Origin of the sequence: Streptomyces mangrovi, assembly GCF_900114215.1 — a bacterium.
Classification (GTDB): Bacteria; Actinomycetota; Actinomycetes; order Streptomycetales; family Streptomycetaceae; genus Streptomyces; species Streptomyces barkulensis.
Window position 1 is genome coordinate 14,648 of sequence record NZ_FOSG01000013.1, and the last position, 21,858, is coordinate 36,505.

Annotated in this window: 22 protein-coding genes; 3 read left to right on the forward strand and 19 right to left on the reverse strand. The window is 72.9% G+C overall.

All coding sequences use genetic code 11. The features are described 5' to 3' along the window. The first annotated feature begins 287 nt into the window (after positions 1-287). Complete coding sequence (gene bldD, locus BM237_RS18300; protein ID WP_093850776.1) at positions 288-788, forward strand: transcriptional regulator BldD; 501 nt, start codon at positions 288-290, stop codon at positions 786-788. A gap of 201 nt (positions 789-989) precedes the next feature. Here bldD and nusB read toward each other — a convergent pair whose 3' ends face one another. The 15 genes from nusB to rpsD form a co-directional block, all read right to left on the reverse strand. Further along, positions 990-1,418: a transcription antitermination factor NusB gene (nusB, locus tag BM237_RS18305; RefSeq protein ID WP_093850777.1), complete on the reverse strand. Its 429-nt coding sequence runs from the start codon at positions 1,416-1,418 to the stop codon at positions 990-992. A gap of 2 nt (positions 1,419-1,420) precedes the next feature. Beyond that, positions 1,421-1,987 carry an elongation factor P gene (gene efp, locus BM237_RS18310; protein WP_093850778.1) on the reverse strand — a complete coding sequence of 189 codons (567 nt, stop codon included), beginning with the start codon at positions 1,985-1,987 and terminating at the stop codon, positions 1,421-1,423. A 57-nt stretch (positions 1,988-2,044) separates the two neighbouring features. Further along, complete coding sequence (locus BM237_RS18315) at positions 2,045-3,163, reverse strand: M24 family metallopeptidase (RefSeq protein ID WP_093850779.1); 1,119 nt, start codon at positions 3,161-3,163, stop codon at positions 2,045-2,047. Positions 3,164-3,267: 104 nt separating this feature from the next. Beyond that, positions 3,268-4,209: an AAA family ATPase gene (locus BM237_RS18320; RefSeq protein ID WP_093850780.1), complete on the reverse strand. Its 942-nt coding sequence runs from the start codon at positions 4,207-4,209 to the stop codon at positions 3,268-3,270. A gap of 168 nt (positions 4,210-4,377) precedes the next feature. Further along, complete coding sequence (gene aroQ, locus BM237_RS18325; RefSeq protein ID WP_093850781.1) at positions 4,378-4,833, reverse strand: type II 3-dehydroquinate dehydratase; 456 nt, start codon at positions 4,831-4,833, stop codon at positions 4,378-4,380. Then, positions 4,830-5,924, reverse strand: a complete 1,095-nt coding sequence (gene aroB, locus BM237_RS18330) for a 3-dehydroquinate synthase (RefSeq protein WP_093850782.1) — start codon at positions 5,922-5,924, stop codon at positions 4,830-4,832. Before aroB ends, aroQ begins: the two co-directional genes overlap by 4 nt. Next, positions 5,921-6,463, reverse strand: a complete 543-nt coding sequence (locus BM237_RS18335) for a shikimate kinase (RefSeq protein ID WP_093850783.1) — start codon at positions 6,461-6,463, stop codon at positions 5,921-5,923. Before BM237_RS18335 ends, aroB begins: the two co-directional genes overlap by 4 nt. After that, positions 6,460-7,644 (reverse strand): chorismate synthase, encoded by a 1,185-nt coding sequence (aroC, locus tag BM237_RS18340; protein WP_093850784.1) that lies wholly within the window; start codon positions 7,642-7,644, stop codon positions 6,460-6,462. Before aroC ends, BM237_RS18335 begins: the two co-directional genes overlap by 4 nt. A gap of 125 nt (positions 7,645-7,769) precedes the next feature. Beyond that, positions 7,770-8,615 carry a shikimate dehydrogenase gene (locus tag BM237_RS18345; protein WP_093850785.1) on the reverse strand — a complete coding sequence of 282 codons (846 nt, stop codon included), beginning with the start codon at positions 8,613-8,615 and terminating at the stop codon, positions 7,770-7,772. After that, complete coding sequence (gene mltG / locus BM237_RS18350) at positions 8,612-10,435, reverse strand: endolytic transglycosylase MltG (RefSeq protein ID WP_093850786.1); 1,824 nt, start codon at positions 10,433-10,435, stop codon at positions 8,612-8,614. Before mltG ends, BM237_RS18345 begins: the two co-directional genes overlap by 4 nt. Positions 10,436-10,562: 127 nt before the next feature. Then, entirely contained in the window at positions 10,563-11,030 is a 468-nt protein-coding gene (ruvX, locus tag BM237_RS18355; RefSeq protein WP_093850787.1) for a Holliday junction resolvase RuvX, read from the reverse strand. Further along, positions 11,030-13,693 carry an alanine--tRNA ligase gene (gene alaS / locus BM237_RS18360; protein WP_093850788.1) on the reverse strand — a complete coding sequence of 888 codons (2,664 nt, stop codon included), beginning with the start codon at positions 13,691-13,693 and terminating at the stop codon, positions 11,030-11,032. The genes ruvX and alaS overlap by 1 nt, the downstream gene beginning before the upstream one ends. After that, entirely contained in the window at positions 13,693-14,034 is a 342-nt protein-coding gene (locus tag BM237_RS18365; protein WP_093850789.1) for a DUF6167 family protein, read from the reverse strand. The genes alaS and BM237_RS18365 overlap by 1 nt, the downstream gene beginning before the upstream one ends. A 7-nt stretch (positions 14,035-14,041) precedes the next feature. Then, entirely contained in the window at positions 14,042-14,479 is a 438-nt protein-coding gene (locus BM237_RS18370) for a DUF948 domain-containing protein (protein WP_093850790.1), read from the reverse strand. 279 nt (positions 14,480-14,758) lie between these two features. Continuing rightward, positions 14,759-15,370 carry a 30S ribosomal protein S4 gene (rpsD, locus tag BM237_RS18375; RefSeq protein ID WP_245793732.1) on the reverse strand — a complete coding sequence of 204 codons (612 nt, stop codon included), beginning with the start codon at positions 15,368-15,370 and terminating at the stop codon, positions 14,759-14,761. A gap of 214 nt (positions 15,371-15,584) precedes the next feature. On the opposite strand from rpsD, the gene BM237_RS18380 reads away from it, so the two are divergent. Continuing rightward, positions 15,585-16,322 carry a DUF2470 domain-containing protein gene (locus tag BM237_RS18380; RefSeq protein WP_245793734.1) on the forward strand — a complete coding sequence of 246 codons (738 nt, stop codon included), beginning with the start codon at positions 15,585-15,587 and terminating at the stop codon, positions 16,320-16,322. Positions 16,323-16,363: 41 nt separating this feature from the next. Here BM237_RS18380 and BM237_RS18385 read toward each other — a convergent pair whose 3' ends face one another. The 4 genes from BM237_RS18385 to BM237_RS18400 all read right to left on the reverse strand — a co-directional run bounded on the left by BM237_RS18385 (position 16,364) and on the right by BM237_RS18400 (position 20,590). Further along, on the reverse strand, positions 16,364-17,746 hold the full coding sequence (locus BM237_RS18385) for a replication-associated recombination protein A (protein ID WP_093850793.1): 1,383 nt from the start codon (positions 17,744-17,746) through the stop codon (positions 16,364-16,366). A 127-nt stretch (positions 17,747-17,873) separates the two neighbouring features. Continuing rightward, positions 17,874-18,536, reverse strand: coding sequence for a vitamin K epoxide reductase family protein (locus tag BM237_RS18390; RefSeq protein ID WP_093850794.1), 663 nt, complete (start codon positions 18,534-18,536; stop codon positions 17,874-17,876). Positions 18,537-18,594: 58 nt separating this feature from the next. Next, positions 18,595-19,854, reverse strand: coding sequence for a histidine--tRNA ligase (hisS, locus tag BM237_RS18395; protein WP_093850795.1), 1,260 nt, complete (start codon positions 19,852-19,854; stop codon positions 18,595-18,597). Positions 19,855-19,867: 13 nt separating this feature from the next. Next, entirely contained in the window at positions 19,868-20,590 is a 723-nt protein-coding gene (locus BM237_RS18400) for an MBL fold metallo-hydrolase (RefSeq protein ID WP_093850796.1), read from the reverse strand. Positions 20,591-20,784: 194 nt separating this feature from the next. Here BM237_RS18400 and BM237_RS18405 point away from each other — a divergent pair, with 194 nt between their 5' ends. After that, a complete protein-coding gene (locus BM237_RS18405; RefSeq protein ID WP_093850797.1) occupies positions 20,785-21,648 on the forward strand; it encodes a peptidylprolyl isomerase in 864 nt (287 codons plus the stop codon). Positions 21,649-21,858 lie beyond the last annotated feature (210 nt).

The following is a 21,858-nucleotide window of genomic DNA, read 5'->3' on the forward strand; positions in this document are numbered from 1 at the left end:
GGATGTGTCCACGGTAAACGGACCTCCTTCCCCGCCTCACGGGACGGGCCTTAAAGGACGTCGGATGGTGCGCCGTCAACGGTACCAGCCTGTCCGGGGCCGTCCGGACGGGCTGCCCGGAAGGCCGTCCGGGCGTTCGCTCCGGGCGCCCGCCGGGCCGCCGCGCACCCGGGTGCGCGGGCCCGTGCCTCCCGCGCACCCCCCGGTATGGACCGGCTCGGCTTGACGCCGTACATTACGCTGCGTAACATCACAGTGAGTTACGAAGACGTCCTCCGGGGAGCCATATGTCCAGCGAATACGCCAAACAGCTCGGGGCCAAGCTCCGCGCCATCCGCACCCAGCAGGGGCTCTCCCTCCACGGTGTCGAGGAGAAGTCCCAGGGCCGCTGGAAGGCGGTCGTGGTCGGCTCGTACGAGCGCGGCGACCGTGCCGTGACCGTGCAGCGGCTGGCCGAGCTGGCGGACTTCTACGGCGTCCCGGTGCAGGAGCTGCTGCCGGGCAGCACGCCGGGCGGAGCCGCCGAGCCGCCGCCGAAGCTCGTTCTGGACCTGGAGCGGCTGGCCCACGTGCCTTCCGAGAAGGCGGGCCCGCTGCAGCGGTACGCCGCGACGATCCAGAGCCAGCGCGGTGACTACAACGGCAAGGTGCTGTCGATCCGCCAGGACGACCTGCGCACCCTCGCCGTCATCTACGACCAGTCGCCCTCGGTGCTGACCGAGCAGCTCATCGGCTGGGGTGTGCTGGACGCCGACGCCCGTCGCGCGGTCCAGCACGAGGAGGCCTGAGGCACTCCCCCGCGGCCGCCACCGCCACCGGGCGGGACCTCCGTGCGAGGGTTCCGCTCCCGGTGGCGGCCGCGTTCCGCGCCGTTGCCCCGGGGATGCCGGACGGCGAGGGGCCCGGGACACCCGACGGGTGTCCCGGGCCCCTCGCCGCTTCCGAGGACCTTGAAGTCCTGAGGTACGGCCGCCCCCGGCCCGAACCGCTCAGACGCGCTTCAGCGTCGGCTTGAGCTCCTTCAGCCGGCCCAGCAGGCCGTTGACGAAGGTCGGGGAGTCGTCGGTGGAGAACTCCTTGGCGAGTTGCACCGCCTCGTCGATCACCACCGCGTCGGGTACGTCGTCCTCCCAGATCAGCTCGTACGCGCCGAGCCGCAGGAGGTTGCGGTCCACCGACGGCATCCGGTCCAGCGTCCAGCCGACGGCGTAGGTGGCGATCAGCTCGTCGATCCGGTCCGCGTGCTCCGCGTACCCCTCTACGAGCTGCATCGTGTACTCACCGACCGGCGGCTGCCGCTCGTCGGTCCGCGCGTGCCGGATCCAGTCCGCCAGCACGGCCGTCACGGCGCTGTCGCGCTGGTCGGCCTCGAACAGGATCTGGAAGGCCCGTTTACGTGCCTTGCTGCGGGCTGCCACGGTTAGCTGTTCACCCGTCCGAGGTACTCGCCGGAGCGGGTGTCGACCTTGATCTTCTCACCGGTGGTGATGAAGAGCGGAACGCCGATCTCGTAGCCGGTCTCCAGCCGGGCGGGCTTGCTGCCGCCGGTGGAACGGTCGCCCTGGACGCCCGGCTCGGTGTACTCGATGACCAGCTCGACGGCGGCGGGCAGTTCGATGAACAGCGGGTTGCCCTCGTACACGGCGACCGTACACTCCTGGCCCTCCAGCAGGTAGTTGGCGGCGTCGCCGACGACCTCGGGGGTGATGGGCATCTGGTCGTAGGTCTGGGTGTCCATGAAGACGAAGTCGGCGCCGTCCTTGTAGGAGAACTGCATGCCGCGCCTGTCCACGGTGGCCGTCTCGACCTTGGTGCCGGCGTTGAAGGTCTTGTCGACCACCTTGCCGGAGAGCACGTTCTTGAGCTTGGTGCGGACGAAGGCGCCGCCCTTGCCGGGCTTGACGTGCTGGAACTCGACTACGGACCAGAGCTGGCCCCCGTCGAGCTTGAGCACCATGCCGTTCTTGAGGTCGTTCGTGGTGGCCACGGTCGCGGAATCTCCTGAGACTGCTGCTGCGGAAGACCGAAGGACCACGCCCCCGTGTCACAGGGCGAGCAGTTCCTTGGTCGTGATGGTGAGTAGCTCCGGTCCGCCGTCTGCCTGCGGGCGGACGACGAGCGTGTCGTCGATCCGGACGCCGCCCCGTCCCGGGAGGTGGACCCCCGGTTCGACGGTGACCGGCACACAAGCGTCCAGTTTACCCATGGCCGCGGGCGACAACCGAGGGTCCTCGCCGATTTCCAGCCCCACGCCGTGCCCGGTGCCCGGTTCCAGGACGTCACCGTACCCGGCCGCCTCCAGCGGATGGCGGGCGGCCCGGTCGACCTCACGGTACTCCGTCCCCGGCAGCAGCGCCTCCCGCCCGGCGCGCTGGGCCGCGAAGACCAGCTCGTACAGCTCGATCTGCCAGTCGGCGGGGGCCGGGCCGATGACGAAGGTGCGGCCGATCTGGCAGCGGTAGCCGCGGTAGCGTGCGCCCAGCCGCACGCTCAGGAAGTCGCCCTCCTCCACCCGCCGGTCCCCGGGCCGGTGGCCGGGCAGGCCGGAGTTGCGGCCGGTGCCGACGCAGGTGGGGAAGGCGGGGCCGTCGGCACCGTGGTCCATCAGGCGCCTCTCCAGCTCCAGCGCCAGATGGCGTTCGGTGCGGCCCACCAGGATGGACTCCAGCAGCTCGCCGAGCGCGTGGTCGGTGATCTCCGCGGCGACGCGCAGCGCCGCCAGCTCCTGCTCGTCCTTGACCAGGCGCTGCTGCTCCACGGCGCGGCCCAGGCCGGTCAGGCGCAGCCGGGGCGCGGCCGCGGCCAGGGCCCGGTGCCGGACCACGGTGAGGTCGTGCTCCTCCACCGCCAGCAGGGCCGTTGCGGGCCCGGCCGCCGCGAGTTCGGCGGCGGCGACGGCCGGGTCGGACACGTCCCCGGGCAGGACGGTGCAGCGCAGGTCGCCCGTGGTGCACGGCGGCCCGGTGCGTCCGTCGGTGACGGGCGCGGCCGGGCTCAGCAGGGTGTCGCGGCCGTCCGCCCCGAGCAGCAGGACCGCTCCGGGGACGGACCAGCCGGTCAGGTAGCGGACGTTGGCGGGCCGGGAGACCAGGGCGGCCTCTCCGCCCGCCGCCGTCCAGCGGTCGCGCAGTCGGCTGCGGCGGGCCACGTACACCTCGGACATGCCCCTGAGCGTACGCAGCGTGACACGCGGTGGCGTCCCGACACGTCCGGACCGCCCGCCGTCCGGACGCCCCTCCGTACCCGCCGCCGGCCCGGCCGTACGCGCTACCAGCTCGGCGGGCTGGTGAGCGCGCGGGCCACAGCCTCGTCCAGCAGCCGTGCGGTGGTGGCCACGTCCTGCCGGGAGTTGTCGATGATCGGCAGCCCGGAACCGTACCAGCCGGCCATCCGGCCGTGGATGCGGGCGACCTCCTCGTCCGACAGCCGGCGGTTGCCGGTGCGCTCGGCGTTGCGCTCCAGGACGACCTCCAGGCCCGGCAGCAGCACCACCGGGATCAGGCCGGGGCCGACGTGCCGCTTCCAGCCGCCGAGGCCGACGACGGGCCGATCGGGGAAGACGGCGTCGTCCAGGATGCAGGAGATGCCGTTGGCCAGGAAGTTCCGGGCGGCGAAGCCGCAGGTGCGGCGGGCGAGACGGTACTGCGCCTCGGAGTGCTCGTTCCAGCCGGACTGGGGGTCGGCGAAACCGGAGCGCACCCATTCGCGGACGTCGTCCAGGCTGATGTGCGCGGTGGGCACACGGCGGGTGTCCGCCCAGTACCGGGCGACGGTGGTCTTGCCGGCGCCGGCCGGGCCGATCAGCAGGACGGCGACGGCGGCGGTGTGCACGGCCTCCACCGTGACGGGGCCGGCGGCCGGGTCGGCCGGGTCCGATATCTGCACCGGTGCGCCGGGCGGCAGTCGGAGGTGGCCGGTGGCGTCCGGGGCCTGAGGCGGGGGTGCGGGGGTGGGCGCGGAGGCCGGGGGCGGCCCGGCGGGAGGCGCCGCGGGCGGGGCCGCCGGCGGTGCGGCGGGCGGGACCGGGCGCGAGGGAGGCGGGGGCGGGGGGACCCGGTGGGGGGCGTTCCAGCCGGGGTGGACGGCGGGCTGCGGGTGCGCGTGGGGGTGTGGCGGGTGTCCCTGCTGGTGTCCCTGTGGGTGTCCTTGCGGGGAGCCCTGGGGGGAGCCCGAGGGCGGGACGGGCCGCTGCGTCCCGTACTGCTGCATCCGGTCCCAACTCCGTTTCCGTCCGGTGTGCCGGCCGGGCTCGGTGGGCCCGGCCGGACGTCACCTCGTCCGTCCGGCACCGAACGGTACCTTCCCCCGGCCGGTGCCGTGTGAACGGTCGGTGGTTCGAAGTGGTGCCCGCGGCCCGTCCCGGCCCGTCCCGGTCCCTCAGCTGTGCGGCCGGTCGCCCGCCAGGGCGCGCAGGGCCAGCTCGTAGGAGCCGATGCCGAAACCGGCGATGGTGCCGGAGGCCACGGCCGCCACGACCGAGGTGTGGCGGAACTCCTCGCGGGCGTGGGGATTGGAGATGTGCACCTCGATCAGCGGAGCGGTGCGCTGGGCGGCGGCGTCGCGCATCCCGTACGAGTAGTGGGTGAACGCGGCGGGGTTGAGGACGACCGGGAGGGACGCGTCGGCGGCCTCGTGGAGCCAGCGGATCATCTCGCCCTCGTCGTTGGTCTCGCGGACCTCGACCTCCAGGCCCAGTTCCCTGCCCAACTCCGTGCACCGCTCGACGAGCCCGGCATAGGAGGTGGAGCCGTAGACGTCCGGCTCGCGGGAGCCCAGACGGCCGAGGTTGGGGCCGTTGAGGACGAGGACCCTTGGGGGCGCGGCGCCGCTCACGCGGCGATCTCCGCGTGGGCGGCGAGCAGCATCGCCGGGTCCGGCCCCTCCAGGACGGCGGGCCGGGCCAGGCCGTCCAGGACGATGAAGCGCAGCCGGTCGCCGCGGGTCTTCTTGTCGACCTTCATCGTCTCCAGCAGCTTGGGCCACTGGTCGCCCCGGTAGGTGACGGGCAGCCCGACGGCGGTGAGGACCGCCCGGTGCCGGTCGGCGGTGGCGTCGTCCAGCCGGCCGGCGATACGGCCCAGCTCGGCGGCGAAGACCATGCCGACGGCGACGGCCGCGCCGTGCCGCCAGTTGTAGCGCTCGTTCTTCTCGATGGCGTGGGCCAGGGTGTGCCCGTAGTTGAGGATCTCCCGCAGGCCCGACTCCTTCAGGTCGGAGGAGACCACCTCGGCCTTGACCCGGATGGAGCGCTCGATCAGCTCGCGGGTGTGCGGGCCCGCGGGGGTGCGGGCGGCCTCGGGATCGGACTCGATCAGGTCCAGGATGACCGGGTCGGCGATGAAGCCCGCCTTGATGATCTCGGCCAGGCCGCTGACGTAGTCGTGCACCGGCAGCGACTCCAGCGCCGCCAGGTCGCACAGCACCCCGGCCGGCGGGTGGAAGGCGCCCACCAGGTTCTTGCCCTCGGCGGTGTTGATGCCGGTCTTGCCGCCGACGGCCGCGTCCACCATGCCCAGCACCGTGGTGGGCACCGCGATCCAGCGCACCCCGCGCAGCCAGGTCGCCGCGACGAAGCCCGCCAGATCGGTGGTCGCTCCCCCGCCGACGCCGACGACGACATCGGTGCGGGTGAAGCCGGAGGTCCCCAGCGCCTTCCAGCAGTACGCGGCGACCTCGGCGGTCTTGGCCTCCTCGGCATTGGGCACCTGGATGGCGATGGCCTCGTACCCCTGGCCCGCCAGGTCCTCGCGCAGCACCTCGCCGGTCTCGGTCAGCGCCTCGGGGTGGATCACGGCCACCCGGCGGGCGTCGGGGCCGATCAGGTGCGGCAGTTCGTCCAGGAGCCGCTGTCCGACGAGGACGTCGTAGGGCGCGGTACCCGCGGCGGGGCCGACGGCGATACGGGTGGGAGGTGTGGTGGTCATGTGTCCTTCAGCTCGAGTGCGTCCAGGACCGCCTGGGCGGTCTCCTCCGGGTCGCGGCCGGCGGTGTCGACGACCGCGCGGGCCACCTCGGTGTACAGCGGGCGGCGCTGCTCCATCAGGGTGCGCCACTGTTTGCGGGGGTTGACCGCCAGCAGGGGGCGCGGGGCGTCCAGTCCGACGCGTTTGACGGCGTCGGCCAGGGCCACGTCCAGGAAGACCACGGGGAGCCCGGCGAGCAGCTCGCGGGTGCCGGGGTCCATGACGGCGCCGCCGCCGAGCGAGACCACTCCGTCGTGCCCGGCCAGGGCCGCGCGTACCGCCTCCCGCTCCAGCTCGCGGAAGTGCGGCTCCCCGTCGTCGACGAAGATCTCGGCGATGGCCCTGCCCGCCGCCGCCTCGATGTCCGCGTCGGTGTCGCGCAGCGCCACCCCCAGCCTGCGGGCCAGTACGGCGCCCACGGTGGTCTTGCCCGCGCCGGGCGGGCCCACCAGGACCACGGCCGGGCCGGCGCCTGCCTCCCGCGGCCGCCCGGCGCTCACCGGATCTCCAGGTTGTCGAGGAAGCCGGTCACGTTGCGGCGGGTCTCGGCGACCGAGTCGCCGCCGAACTTCTCGGCGACCGCGTCGGCCAGCACCAGCGCGACCATCGCCTCGGCGACGATCCCCGCGGCCGGGACCGCGCACACGTCCGAGCGCTGGTGGTGGGCGCGGGTGGCCTCGCCGGTGGTCACGTCCACGGTGGCCAGCGCCCGCGGCACGGTGGCGATCGGCTTCATCGCCGCCCGTACCCGCAGCACCTCGCCGGTGGACAGCCCGCCCTCGGTGCCGCCCGACCGCCCCGAGGAGCGGCGCACCCCGTTCTCGGTGGGCACGATCTCGTCGTGCGCCTTGGAGCCGGGCACCCGGGCCAGCTCGAAACCGTCGCCGACCTCCACGCCCTTGATGGCCTGGATGCCCATCAGCGCCCCGGCCAGCCGGGCGTCCAGCCGGCGGTCCCAGTGCACATGGCTGCCCAGCCCGACCGGCACCCCGTGGGCGACGACCTCGACGACGCCGCCGAGGGTGTCGCCGTCCTTGTGGGCGGCGTCGATCACCTCGACCATCGCCCGGCTCGCCTCCGGATCCAGGCAGCGCACCGGATCGGCGTCCAGCCGCTCCACGTCACCGGGCCGCGGCAGCGTGCCCGCCGGGGCCTCGGCGCCGCCCAGCGCGACGACGTGGGAGACGATCTCGATGCCGGCCGTCTCCCTCAGGTACGACCGGGCGACCGTGCCCAGTGCCACGCGGGCGGCCGTCTCCCGTGCCGAGGCCCGCTCCAGGATCGGCCGGGCGTCGCCCACGCCGTACTTCTGCATCCCGGCCAGGTCGGCGTGGCCGGGGCGGGGCCGGGTCAGCGGCGCGTTGCGGGCCAGCTCGGCCAGCTCGGCCTCGTCCACCGGGTCGGCCGCCATGACCTTCTCCCACTTGGGCCACTCGGTGTTGCCGATCATGATCGCGACCGGGGAGCCCAGGGTGAGTCCGTGCCGCACCCCGCCCAGGAAGGTGACCTCGTCCCGCTCGAACTTCATCCGCGCGCCGCGACCGTAGCCCAGCCGCCGCCGCGCCAGCTCGTCCGCCACCATCCCCGTGGTGACCGGCACGCCGTAGGGCAGTCCCTCCAGCGTCGCCACCAGTGCGGGGCCGTGCGACTCCCCCGCGGTCAGCCAGCGCAACCTGCTCAACGGTGCTCCTCAGTCCAGGACCGTACGTGCTCGGTCCCGATCCTTTCACGATCGCACCGCGGGACCGGCCGCCCGTCCAGCAGACGGGACGCCCGTCTCGGCTGCCGGGCCCCCGCTCCGGTGTGTCAGGCCGTACGCGCCGCCAGCGCGGCCTCGCCCGCCGCGCGCATCGCGGCCAGCGGGGCCGGGCAGCGGCCGGTCATCATCTCGACCTGGAGGACCGCCTGGTGGACCAGGAGGTCCAGGCCGCCCAGGACCCGCCCGCCGCGCGCGGACCAGGCGGCGGCCAGCGGGGTCGGCCAGGGCTCGTAGAGGACGTCGAAGAGGGTGCCGGGCCGCTCGGGTACCGCCGCCGCCAGGGAGTCGGCGGCCCCCGCGGGCGTGGTGGCGACCACCAGCGGCGCGGTCAGCGCCCGCGGCGCGTCCGCCCAGTCGGCGGCCGTCACCGCCACGCCCAGCCGCTCGCCCCAGCCGCGCATCTCCTCGGCCCGCTCCCGGCTGCGGACGTACGCGGTGACCTCTCCGGTGCAGATCCTGGCGAGCGCGGCGAGCGCGGAGGAGGCCGTGGCCCCGGCGCCCAGCACCGCGGCGTGCGGAACGCCGTCCACGCCGCGTTCACGCAGCGCGGCGATCATGCCGGGGATGTCGGTGTTCTCGCCGAGGCGGCGGCCGTCCGGGGCGAAGACCACGGTGTTGACGGCCCCGACCGAGGCCGCGGTGTCGCCGACCTTGTCCAGCAGGGGGATGACGGCCCGCTTGAGCGGCATGGTCAGCGACAGCCCGGCCCACTCCCCACCGCTCGCGGCGAGCTTCTCCAAAAACGGCGCGATGCCGTCCTCGTCCACCTCGAAGCGGTCGTACGACCAGCCGGTCAGGCCCATCTCCCGGTAGGCGGCCCGGTGGAGCACCGGGGAGAGGGAGTGGGCGATGGGCGACCCCAGGACCGCCGCCCGCCTTCCGGCCGGGCTCACTGGCCCTCCCCGTTCTTCTCCTGCTCCGCGTTGTACTTCTCCACGTGCCGGCTGTGCTCCTCGTAGGTGTCGGAGAACACCGTGTTGTCCTCGGTGATCGACACGAAGTAGTACCAGCCCCCCTCGGCCGGCTCCACCGCCGCGTGCAGCGCCTCGGCGCCCGGGCTGTTGATCGGGCCGGGCGGCAGGCCCTTCTTGGCGTAGGTGTTGTAGGGGTGGTCGAACTTGGCCATGGTGCTGGGCGAGGGCACGTCCAGGGTGTACTGGTTCTTGGCGAAGTTGTAGGTGGAGTCGAACTGCAGATAGCCGTTGGTCTCGGTGTTGCCCGGCTTCAGCCGGTTGTAGACCACGCGGGAGACCTTCACGAAGTCGTGCTTGTACTTGCCCTCCGCCTGCACCAGGCTGGCGACGGTGAGCACCTGGAGCGGCGACTCCAGGCCGAGCCGCTCCACATGGCCTTCCAGGTCCGCCTTCTCGAACTCCCGGTCGGCCCGCTTCACCATCTTCCTGAGCAGGTCCTCGGGCTCGGTCTTGTCGCCGACCGTGTACTTGGACGGGAAGAGGAAGCCCTCGGGGTTGCCCTCGGCCCACTCGGGCAGGCCCAGGTCGGCCTTCTCGGCGGCCTTCTTCGTGCTGCCCTCCGCCAGGCCGAGCTTCTCGTCGATCAGGGCGTAGATCTCCGAGGCCCGCTTGCCCTCGGCGATGATCAGGGCGTTCTGGCTGGAGGGGTCGAGCATCATCTCGATGGCCGCCGTCGAGGACATCTCCTTGCGGAGCATGTAGACGCCCGGCTGGATGTTCTTGGCCTTGGCGTTGGCGTTGGACGCCTCGATGAAGCCCTGCCGGCTCTTGACCACGCCGGCCTTCTCCAGGATGGCGCCCATCTGCGCCAGGCTGCTGCCCTCGGGGATCTCCACCTGGGTGTCGCCCTTGCCCTCGCCCGAGAAGTCGGGCGCGGCGGCGAAGTGGCTCTGGTAGAAGTCGTAGGCGAAGTAGCCGGCCGTGCCGACACCGCCGACCAGGACGAGGGCGACGGTCAGACAGGCGACGCCGTTGCGGCCCTTCCTGCCGCCCTTGCCCTTGCCTCTGCGTCCGGACCGGCCGCCGGCCTCGTCGTCGTACTCGTCGTCGCCGTCGTCGCCGTCGTCCGAGAAGAAGGCGTGCTCGCCCTGGTCCGGCCCCGAGTCCCAGCCGGTCTCCTCGTCGGGCCCGGGACCGGGGTCCGGCTCGTCGCGGCGCCGTTCCTGCCCGGATCGCGGGGGCCGCTGCCCGTACTCCTCGTGCTGCCCGTGCTGGTCGGGGTACTGCGGGGGGGCGTCCTGGTTTCCGGGGTGACCGGTGTGGTCCGCGTACTGTCCGCCGCCGTACGGATCGCCCTGGTGCTGCTCCCGGTGCTGACCGTAGGGATCGCCCTGCTGCTGGTGCTGCTGGTACTGACCGTACGGATCGCCGTACTGCTGCTGATGCTGCTGGCCGTACGGGTCACCCTGCTGTCCCTGGTGCTGTCCGTAGGGATCGCCGTGCTGTTGGTGCTGCTGCTGGTGCTGCTGGCCGTACGGATCGCCGTACTGCTGATGCTGGTGACCGTACTGCTGTCCGCCGCCCTGGGTGTCCCAGTCCTGCTGCCCGTAGCCGGGCTGCTGGTGGCCCTGGTGCTGGTGGGGGTGGTACTGCTGCTGTCCGCCGTAGGTGTCCCAGTCGCCGTGCTGGGCCCCCTGCTGGGGTCCGTGGTGGGCTCCGTCGTTCCACCCCTGGTCCCCGTAGAGGGGGTCGTCGGGGTGCCACGGTTCGGAGCCGGTGCCCCGGCCATACTCAGTCATCGATCCCCTAGAGCCGTCGGACGGCAGCCGGTTGCGGTACTCACGGACGCCGCTGTCCGAACTGCCGTCTCCGGCGTACGGCTCGGTGTTCGAACGGCGCCGTCCGAAGCGGAACGTTACCGTACCGCTATCGGCCGCCCGCCCCGACGCACTCCCCCGGAGCCTGGCCGGACACCCTCTCGGTCTCCAGCGCGCTCTGCAGGATGACCACGGCCGCGGCCTGGTCGATCCGGCTGCGTCCCTTCTTCGACGAGACGCCCGAGGCGCGCATGGACTGAGCCGCGGTGACGGTGCTCATCCGCTCGTCCACCAGGCGTACCGCCACCGGGGCGACGGCCTCGGCCAGCCCCTGGGCGAAGGCCCGTACCCGGGCCGCGGCCGGGCCCTCGCGCCCGTTGAGGGAGCGGGGGAGCCCGACCACGACCTCCAGCGGCTCGTACTCCGCGACGAGTTCGGCCAGCCGGCGGCGGGCGGCCGGGACGTCGCGCCCCGGCACGGTCTCCACCGGTGTGGCCAGGAGCCCGCCGGGGTCGCAGGAGGCGACCCCGATCCGGGCGTCCCCGACGTCGACGGCCAGCCGCCTGCCTCGCCGCATCAGGCGGCCGCCACCAGGCGCTCGACGGCGGCGACGGCCTCGTCGACGGCCTCGGGGTTCTGGCCGCCGCCCTGGGCGACGTCCGGCTTGCCGCCGCCCCCGCCGCCGAGGGCCTTGGCGGCGGCGCGGACGAGGTCGCCGGCCTTCAGGCCGCGGTCGCGGGCGGCGTCGTTGGCGGCGATGACGGTCAGCGGACGGCCGTTGGCCACCGAGAACAGGGCCACCACGGCCGGGCGTCCGCCCTGGATGCGGCCGCGCACGTCGAGGACGAGCTTGCGCAGGTCGTCGGCGGTCGTGCCGTCGGGGACCCGGGCGCCGACGAAGGCGGTCCCGTTGACGTCGCGGGCGGAGGAGGCCAGGCCCGCGGCGGCGGCCAGGACCTTCTCGGCGCGGAAGCGCTCGATCTCCTTCTCAGCGTCCCTCAGCTTGGCGAGCATCCCGGAGATCTTCTCCGGCAGCTCCTCGGGACGGCCCTTGAGCAGGTCGGTGAGCTGGGAGACCACCGTGTGCTCGCGGGCGAGGAAGTTGTAGGCGTCCACGCCGACCAGGGCCTCCACACGGCGCACGCCGGAGCCGATGGAGGACTCCCCCAGCAGCTTCACCAGACCGAGCTGGGCGGTGTTGTGCACATGGGTGCCGCCGCACAGCTCCTTGGAGAAGTCACCGATGGTCACCACGCGGACCCGGTCGCCGTACTTCTCGCCGAACTCGGCGATGGCGCCCTGCTTCCTGGCCTCCTCCATGCTCATCACCTCGGCCATGACGTCGAGCTCCCGGGCGAGGACCTCGTTGATCCGCTGCTCGACGTCGGTGAGGACGGCGCCGGGCACGGCGGTCGGCGAACCGAAGTCGAAGCGGAAGCGGCCCGGGGCGTTCTCGGAGCCGGCCTGGGCGGCCGTCGGGCCGAGCGCGTCGCGCAGCGCCTGGTGGGTGAGGTGGGTGGCGCTGTGGGCGCGGGCGATGGCCCGGCGGCGCGTGACGTCGATGGCGGCGTACGCCGAGGCTCCGACGGTGACCTCGCCGACCTGGACGGTGCCCTTGTGCACAGTGACGCCGGGAACCGGCTGCTGGACGTCGCGGACCTCGATGACGGCGCCGGAGTCCAGGCGGATGCGGCCGGTGTCGGGCTGCTGCCCGCCGCCCTCGGCGTAGAACGGGGTGCGGTCGAGCACGACCTCCACGTCGTCGCCCTCGGAGGCGGCCGGCGAGGGCAGGCCGTTCACCAGCAGGCCGACGACGGAGGTCTCGCCCTCGGTGTCGGTGTAGCCGGTGAAGACGGTGGTGCCGGCGGTGTCGGCGACCTCGCGGTAGGAGCTGAGGTCGGCGTGGCCGGTCTTCTTGGCCCTGGCGTCGGCCTTGGCGCGCTCCCGCTGCTCCTTCATCAGGCGGCGGAAGCCCTCCTCGTCCACGGACAGGCCCTGCTCGGCGGCCATCTCCAGGGTGAGGTCGATGGGGAAGCCCCAGGTGTCGTGGAGCAGGAAGGCCTTCTCGCCGGGCAGGACGCCCCCGCCGGCGGCCTTGGTCTCGGTGACGGCGGTGTCGAGGATGTTGGTGCCGGCCTTGAGGGTCTTGAGGAAGGCGGCCTCCTCGGCGAGCGCGACGGTCTCGATGCGCTGCCGGTCGGTGAGCAGCTCCGGGTACTGCTCGCCCATGGTGCGCAGCACGGTGCCGACCAGTTCGCCGACGACCGGCCGGTCGGCCCCCAGCAGACGCATGTTGCGGACGGCGCGGCGCATGATGCGGCGCAGCACGTAGCCGCGGCCCTCGTTGCCGGGGGTGACGCCGTCGCCGATGAGCATCACGGAGGTGCGCATGTGGTCGGCGACCACGCGCAGGGAGACGTCGGAGGCCTCGGCGGCGCCGTAGCGCACGCCGGTCAGCTCGCCGGCCGTGTCGATGACCGCCCGCAGGGTGTCGGTCTCGTACATGTTGCGCACGCCCTGCAGGATCATCGCCAGGCGCTCCAGGCCGAGCCCGGTGTCGATGTTCTTGCTGGGCAGCTCGCCGAGGATCGGGTAGTCCTTGCCCTGGCCCGGTCCGCGCTCGTACTGCATGAAGACCAGGTTCCAGATCTCCACGTAGCGCTCGTCGTTGACGGCCGGGCCGCCCTCGGGACCGAACTCCGGGCCGCGGTCGTAGTTGATCTCGGAGCAGGGACCGCAGGGGCCGGGCACGCCCATGTCCCAGTAGTTCTCCTCCTTGCCCAGGCGCTGGATCCGCTCGGCGGGGACGCCGACGACGTCGCGCCAGATGCGCTCGGCCTCGTCGTCCTCCTCGTAGACGGTGATCCACAGCTTCTCCGGATCCAGGCCGTAGCCGCCCTTGTCCTGCGGCGTGGTGAGCAGCTCCCAGGCGAGCTTCGCGGCGCCCTCCTTGAAGTAGTCACCGAAGGAGAAGTTGCCGCACATCTGGAAGAAGGTGCCGTGCCGGGTGGTCTTGCCGACCTCCTCGATGTCCGGCGTGCGCACGCACTTCTGCACACTGACGGCGCGCTCGTACGGCGGGGTGGCCTCGCCCAGGAAGTACGGCTTGAAGGGCACCATTCCGGCGGGGACCAGCAGCAGCGTCGGGTCGTCCGCGATCAGCGACGCCGACGGCACGACGGTGTGCCCCCGCTCCTCGAAGAAGCGCAGCCAGCGGCGGCGGATTTCAGCCGACTCCATCAGTGGTCCTCATTCCGGTCGTACGGGTGGGTGGCTCCGAGGGCGGGACGGTGCGGGGCCCGTCCGGCGATCCCCCGGCGTTCTTCCGCCTGGCCGGCGGCCCCGGGGTCGGCGGGGGCCGTCAGTCCCAGTGCGTCGTTCAACTCGATCTCCCGCTGTGCCATTCCGGCGCGGACGTCGAGCGCGAAGTCCTTCAGCCGGTGCCCGGCCGCCACGGCCTGGTCCGCCGCTCGTACGGCGAGGCTGTCGGGCGCGAGGCTGCGCAGCTTGCGGTTGACCTTGGTGGTGGCCCAGACGCCGGTGGCGGCGCCGGCACCGAACCAGAAGGCACGGCGGAACACGGTGGGATCAGTCCTTTCCGTCGCGTCGCCGGCCGGTCCCCCGGCGCGCGGCCGGCACGGACCGGCCCACGACGACGGAACGCTTCGGCCGCGGCGGGTCGCTCCTGCGGCCGAGGGCGCGGCGCACTCCGTAGCCGAACGCGGCGACCTTCACCAGCGGGCCGCCGAAGGCCGTGGAGACGGTGGAGGAGAGCGCCGAGGCGTTGGCGGTGACCTCCTGGACGTCGGAGGCGATGGCGTCCACCCGGCTGAGCTGGCTCTGTGCCGAGCGGACGGTCTCGGACGCCTCGGTGAGCAGGGGGACCGCACGCTCGGTCACGTCCGTCACCAGTCTGGTCGCCGCCTTGAGCGTCTGCGCGAGCCTCACCAGCACCACGGCGAGGAACGACACCAGGATCGCCCAGAAGACGGCCACCAGGAGGCCGGCCACCTCTCCACCGGACACGCTGCACCGCTTCCCTCGGATCGTATGGGGGTCGGCCGCCGCGTCCTGCGGTTCGTGGGGGTACCTGCCCACCGATCTCACGGGTGCGACGGCGGATACCGACCTTATCGCGCCGCGGGCCGTCGCCCGTACCGCAATTCCCTCCGGCCCGCCGGGCCGGGGGCGGTACACCGCGGCCCTCCCGCCGCGGGGTGCGTCAGGAGGGCCGGGACCGGGAGGTCCGGAGTGTCCGCGCCGCCGGAGCCGGGCGGTACGGGCACGGCAGGTGGCCGGCAGGGATCAGCGGGCGTAGTACTCGACGACGAGCTGCTCGTCGCAGACGACCGGGATCTCCTTGCGGTTCGGGTCGCGGTCCAGGCGGAAGGCCAGCGCCTGGAGGTTGACCTGGAGGTAGCGCGGGGTCTCGCCGTCGGGCGCGTAGCCGCCCTCGCGCGCCACCAGGAAGGGGTGCTTGGCGCGGCTGCGCTCGCGGACGGACACCACGTCGTCCGGGCGGACGCGGAAGGAGGGCTTGTCGACCTTGCGGCCGTTGACCTCGATGTGGCCGTGCACGACCATCTGGCGGGCCTGGTAGACGGTGCGGGCGATCCCCGAGCGCAGGACGAGCGCGTCCAGGCGGCGCTCCAGCTCGACGACCAGGGCCTCGCCCGTCTTGCCCTCGGCCTTGCGGGCGCGGTCGTAGGCTCGGACCATCTGGCGCTCGCTGATGTCGTACTGGGCGCGCAGCCGCTGCTTCTCCAGCAGCCGGACCTTGTAGTCGCTGTTCTGCTTGCGGCCCCGGCCGTGCTCGCCCGGCGGGTACGGGCGCTGCTCGAAGTACTTCACGGCCTTCGGGGTCAGCGCGATGCCGAGCGCACGCGACTTCTTGACCTTGGGACGCGACTGGTTCACGTTGAACGGACCTCCGTGTAATTTAGGTGAGCCTAACCTTAGCGGAGGAGAACGCATGTTTCGACCTGGGAGCCCCCTGCCCCGCACCGGTTCCGCACACGGCGGCGGTGCCGACGCCGACGCCGGCACGGCCGCCGGAGCGGAGAGTGTGAGGAGGGGTCAGCCGCGTCCCGAGGCTGAGCCTGACACACGGCGGCCGGGAGCCGCCGAGCGGATGCGTACCCTCGTCGAGTCGAACGCCTCCGCCTCACTGGTCATTCCCGGTACGGACCTGGGCGATCCGCAGTGGCCGGGCCAGGGCTGCTGCGAGGCCCGTGCCGTCACCGGCGAGGGGGACGTGCTCCTGCTGGTCCCGGCCGGCTCCCCGGCCGCCCGGGCCGCGGCCCACGCCCGGGACGGCGATCTGGCCGCCGTGATGGAGATCACGGACGTGGCGCCCGTCGCGGTGCCCCACCGCATCCGCGGCCGGGCCGAGGTGGCGGGCTGGCTCACCCCCGTGTCCGGCGGCGAGCGGACGGCCTGCGACCGGCTGCTGGCCGAGCGGCACCCCTCGGGCCCCTTCCCGGGCGCCGCGTGGACACCGCTGCGGCTGGAGGTCGGCGAGGGGTGGATCGGCGACCTGCGGGGCGAGGGGCACGTCGAACCGGACGAGTTCGCCGCCGCCTCGCCCGACCCCCTGGCGCGCCACGAGGCCGGGCTCCTGCAGCACCTCGCCGCCGCCCACGACGACCTGCTGCGCGGACTGTGCTCGCTGCTGGGCGAGCGGCAGCGGGCCTGCGGCGCCTGGGAGGCGGTGGTGCCCGTGGCCCTGGACCGTTTCGGACTGCGGGTGCGGTTCCGCGCGGACGGGCAGAGCTTCGACGCCCTCTTCGACTTCCCCCGGCCGGTGCGGAACGCCTCCGGGCTGCGCCACGCGATCCGGGCCCTGTTCGAGGCGGGCTCCGCGCCCTGACCGGGCCGGGGCCGGCGTGGGAACCGCGGACCGGCGGGGCCTCAGGGCCTGTCCGGCGGCGCCCCCTCCTCCTGCGGCTCCTCCCGCAGCCGGGCCCGCACCCGCTCCGCCACCTCGGCGTACCGGGCCTCCGCCCCGTACCGCGTCGGCTCGTAGTAGCGCCTGCCGTGGACGCCGTCCGGGGCGTACTGCTGCGCGGCGATGCCGCCGGGCATGTCGTGCGGGTACCGGTACCCCTCGCCGTGGCCCATCTTCCTCGCGCCCTGGTAGTGGCCGTCGCGCAGATGCCGCGGCACGGGACCGGCCAGGCCCGCCCTTACGTCCGCCAGGGCCGCGTCGATCGCCAGATAGGCGGCGTTGGACTTCGGGGCGAGGGCCAGGGCCACGGTCGCCTGGGCCAGGGTGATCCGCGCCTCGGGGAAACCGATCATCGCCACCGCCTGGGCCGCGGCCACGGCGGTCTGCAGGGCGGTGGGATCGGCCAGGCCGATGTCCTCGCTGGCGGAGATCATCAGCCGCCGGGCGATGAACCGCGGGTCCTCCCCCGCCTCGATCATCCGGGCCAGATAGTGCAGGGCCGCGTCCACGTCCGAGCCGCGGATGGACTTGATCAGGGCGCTGGCCACGTCGTAGTGCTGGTCGCCGTCGCGGTCGTACTTCACCGCCGCCCGGTCGACGGCCTCCTCCAGCGTCGCCAGGGTGATCTCCCGCCCGCCCTTGTCCAGGGCCGCGCCCGCTCCCGCCTCCAGCGCGGTGAGCGCACGGCGCGCGTCGCCGCCGGCTATCCGCAGCAGATGCGCCTCGGCGTCCTCCGGCAGCTCCACCGACCCGCCCAGCCCGCGCTCGTCGGCGACCGCGCGGCGCAGCAGCCCGCGCAGGTCGTCGTCGGTCAGCGGCTCCAGGGTGAGCAGCAGCGAGCGGGACAGCAGCGGGGAGATCACCGAGAAGTACGGGTTCTCCGTCGTCGCGGCGATGAGGGTGACCCAGCGGTTCTCCACCGCCGGCAGCAGCGAGTCCTGCTGCGCCTTGCTGAAGCGGTGGATCTCGTCCAGGAACAGCACGGTGTCCCTGCCGTAGGCGCCCGACGAGCGCCGCGCGCCGTCGATGACGGCCCGGACCTCCTTGACCCCGGCGGTGATGGCCGACAGCTCCGTGAAGCGCTTGTCGGTGGCCTTGCTGACGACGTAGGCCAGAGTCGTCTTGCCGGTGCCCGGCGGCCCCCACAGGATCACCGACGACGGCCCCGCGGGCCCCTTCCCGCCCTCGCCGACCAGACGGCGCAGCGGGGAGCCGGGGCGCAGCAGGTGCTGCTGGCCGACGACCTCGTCGAGGGTGCGCGGGCGCATCCGGACCGCCAGGGGGGAGGCTGACGGGTCCTTCTCCTGGCGCTCCTCGGCTGCGGCGGTGAACAGATCCGGTTCCACGGAACGCAACCCTAAGTCACACCGCCGACAGCCGTGCCGACGACCGTCCCGCCCCCGGGGCGGGACGGCCGGAGGGCCGCCGCACACCGGTGCCGGTGTGCGGCGGCCCTCCGGCCCGTCTCACGGTTCAGCTCGTCCAGAAGTTCCACCAGCGGGTCAGGATCAGCATGCCGATGATGCCGATGTGGACCGCCGGGATCACCCAGTGGAACTCCCGCACGCCCTCGCGCAGCCAGGCCGGGGCGGGCAGGAAGCCGTTGTGGATGTTGCGGAAGGTCGTGTACCAGAACATCAGCAGGGTGGCGACCCAGGCCAGGTTGCACCACAGGCACAGCGCGTTGATGTTGTACAGCGACTGGTACATCAGCCAGGTGCAGAAGCCGACGCCGAAGAGCATGCCGGCGTTCATGGTCAGCCAGTACCAGCGGGGGAAGCGCGCCCCGGCCAGCAGGCCCATGCCGACGGCGACGATCATGCCGTAGGTGACCAGGCCGAGCACCGGGTTGGGGAAGCCGAACACCTCGGCCTGCGCGCTGTCCATCACATCGGCGCAGGAGACCACCGGATTCAGGTTGCACGCCGTGTCGAACGCCTCTCCGGCGATCTCGGCCTCCAGCATCCGGTACTTGTCGACCGTGATCACCCACGCGGCGAGCACCCCGGCCAGGCCGGTGATCACCAGCAGCAGGGCGTAGGCGCGGCCCGCGCCCACGGGGCCCCGCGCGGGCGGCCCGTCGCCGTCGCCGCCGGTGCGGGTCACTTCGTCTCGTGGCGCCGTGGTCGTCGTCATGGTCGAGTCATCCCGTCGTCTCAGGTGGGGTTCTTCATTGTGCACAACGCACAACGAGTCAGGCGAGCTTCCGTCGCAGTTCCGCCACCACACCGTCCAGCGGCACCGGGACCTGCTCGCCGCTGTCGAGGTCCTTCACCTGGACGACCCCCTCGGCCAGGTCCCGCTCCCCGGCCACGACGGCGTACGCCGCCCCCGAGCGGTTGGCCGACTTCATGCCGTTCTTCAGACCGCGGCCGCCGTACGCGAAGTCCGTGGCGATCCCCTGCCTGCGCAGTTCGGTGACCACGCCGAACAGCGCGCGCCGCGCCTCCTCCCCCAGCGGTACGGCGAAGACCTGGGTGCGCGAGGGAGCCGGGAGCTCCACCCCTTCGGCCCGCAGCGCCAGGACCGTGCGGTCCACGCCCAGCGCCCAGCCCACCGAGGGCAGCGGCGGGCCGCCGAGCATCTCCGACAGGCCGTCGTAACGGCCGCCGCCGCCGACGGCGGACTGCGAGCCGAGCCCGTCGTGGACGAACTCGAAGGTGGTGCGGGTGTAGTAGTCCAGGCCGCGCACCAGCTTCTGGTCGTCCTCGAACTCCACCCCGGCCGCCGTCAGCAGCCCGCGCACCTGCTCGTGGTACTCCTTGCACGCCTCGCACAGGTGGTCGGGCATCATCGGCGCGCCGGTGAGCTGCTTCTGCACGGCCTCGCGCTTGTCGTCCAGCACGCGCAGCGGGTTGATCTCGACGCGGGCGCGGGTGTCCTCGTCCAGGTCGAGTCCGCGCAGGAAGTCCTGGAGTGCCGCGCGGTAGACCGGGCGGCACTCGCGGTCGCCCAGGGAGTTCAGCAGCAGCCGGAAGTTCCTCAGCCCCAGCGAGCGGTACGCCTCCACGGCCAGGATGATCAGCTCGGCGTCCAGGGCCGGGTCCTCGGCGCCCAGGGCCTCGGCGCCGACCTGGGAGAAGTGCCGGTAGCGGCCGGCCTGGGGGCGCTCGTAGCGGTACTGCGAACCGGAGTACCAGACCTTCACCGGCAGCGCGCCGCGGTGCAGGTTGTGCTCCAGCACGGCGCGGACGACCGGCGCGGTGCCCTCGGGGCGCAGCGCCAGGCGGCTTCCGCCCTTGGTGGTGAGGGTGTACATCTCCTTGGTCACGATGTCGGTGGACTCGCCGACACCGCGGGCGAACAGCTCGACGTTCTCGAAGCCGGGCGTCTCGATGTAGCCGTAGCCGGCGCGCCGCAGCGGCGCGGAGATCGCCTCGCGCACCGCCAGGTAGTCGGCCGACTCCGGGGGGATCAGGTCGTAGGTGCCCCTGGGGGCGGAGAAGGTGCTCACGTCTTCTTCGTCGTCACATTCCTCGTCGCGGGGCGGCGGTGCCGCCTCCCGTTCCGAACGGGCCGCCGGCGGCCACCTCCCGCAGGAACGGGTTGGTGGCGCGTTCGCGGCCGATGGTGGTCTGGGGGCCGTGGCCGGACAGCACCACGGTCGAGTCGTCCAGGGGCAGGCACACACGTGCCAGCGACCGCAGGATCTCGGCGTGGTCACCGCCGGGCAGGTCGGTGCGTCCGATGGAGCCGGCGAACAGCAGGTCGCCCGAGAACAGCACCGGCGGGACGTCGGCCTGCTCGGGCATCCGGAAGGTCACCGACCCCCTGGTATGGCCCGGCGCGTGCGAGACGGTCAGCTCCAGCCCGGCCAGGGACAGCACGGCGCCGTCGGTCAGCTCCTCCACGTCGTCCGGCTCCCCCACGGAGAGCTCGCCCATCAGCGGCTGCCCGATGGAGCGGCCCAGCCACTTCTCGGGGTCGCTCATCATCTCCCGGTCCTCCGGGTGGATCCAGGCGGGCACGTCGTGCGCGCCGCACACCGGGACCACGGAGGCCACGTGGTCGATGTGGCCGTGGGTGAGGACGACGGCGACCGGCTTGAGGCGGTGTTTGGCCATGGCCTCCTCGACGCCTTCGGCGGCCTGGTGGCCCGGGTCGATGATCACGCACTCCTCGCCCGCGGCGGGGGCGACCAGATAACAGTTGGTCCCCCAGGCCCCGGCGGGGAACCCGGCAATGAGCACGATCGTCCTTCGGTCGTCCGGCAGGGGATGCCGCGGCCGTCAAAACCGGCCGCCGGCAGCGGTTACAGAGCCTACCGGCGACGGGACGGAGCCCGCGAACCCGTATCCCGTATACCGTACGGCCCAAGCTGTGGCACACGTGTGCGTACGCACGCCTCGTACAGACGCCCCGAAGGATTCGAAGGAGACGATCCGTGGTCAGCAGTGAGCAGCGGCGCAAGCAGCTCGCCCGCGAGAAGTACCTGCGTCAGCAGCAGAGGCGGGCCGAGGCACGGCGCAAGGGGCGGATCCGCAACGCCTCCATCGCGGGCGGCCTGGCCCTGGTCCTGGCGGCCGGCGGCGCCTACGCCGCCGCGGGCGGCCTGGCGGCGGACGACGAGAAGACCGACAAGGCCGCCTCCGAACCCTCCACCCCGCCCACCAGCAAGGCCCCGGACCCGTGCGAGAAGCCGGCGAAGGGCGAGCCGAGCGAGAAGCACTGGAAGAAGGAGCCGAAGATGTCGATCGACACCTCGGCCACCTACACGATGAAGCTGGAGACCACCTGCGGCGACATCGAGATCGAGATGGACGCCGCCAAGACGCCTCGCACCGTGAACTCCTTCGAGTTCCTGGCCGATGAGGGCTATCTCGACCACTCCCCGTGCCACCGCCTGGTCAACCAGGGCATCTACGTGCTGCAGTGCGGCGACCCGACCGGCACCGGCACCGGCATGTCGAAGGACGGCAAGATCCAGCAGCCCGGTTACACCATCCCGGACGAGAACCTCGACGACCCGAAGGTGAAGAAGGGCACCTATCCGGCGGGCACGGTCGCCATGGCCAACCGGTACAACGCCCAGACCAAGGAGAACCGGGACAGCGGCGGCAGCCAGTTCTTCCTGGTCTACGAGGACAGCCAGCTCCCCCCGGACTACACCCCCTTCGGCACCGTCACCGAGGGCATGGACGTGCTGAAGAAGATCGCCGACGCCGGTATGACGCCGGACCCGCAGACGGGCAACACCAAGCCGAACGCGACCGTGGTGATCGACAAGGCGACGGTGCGCAAGAGCTGACCCCCGGCGGCCGGTGCCGCGTCCGTGCCCGGCGGCCGCTCCGGGCGGCCGCTCCGGGCGGTCCCGAGCCCGGATTTCGGTCGCCCGGGATGCGGACAGGGCGGGCACCGGTCGCCTATGTTGGGCGTTGTACGGGGTGCCTGCGCCGACGGTCGGGCAGACCCTTCGGCCGGGCCGGTCACATCCGGCCGCCGGCCGTATGACAACTGT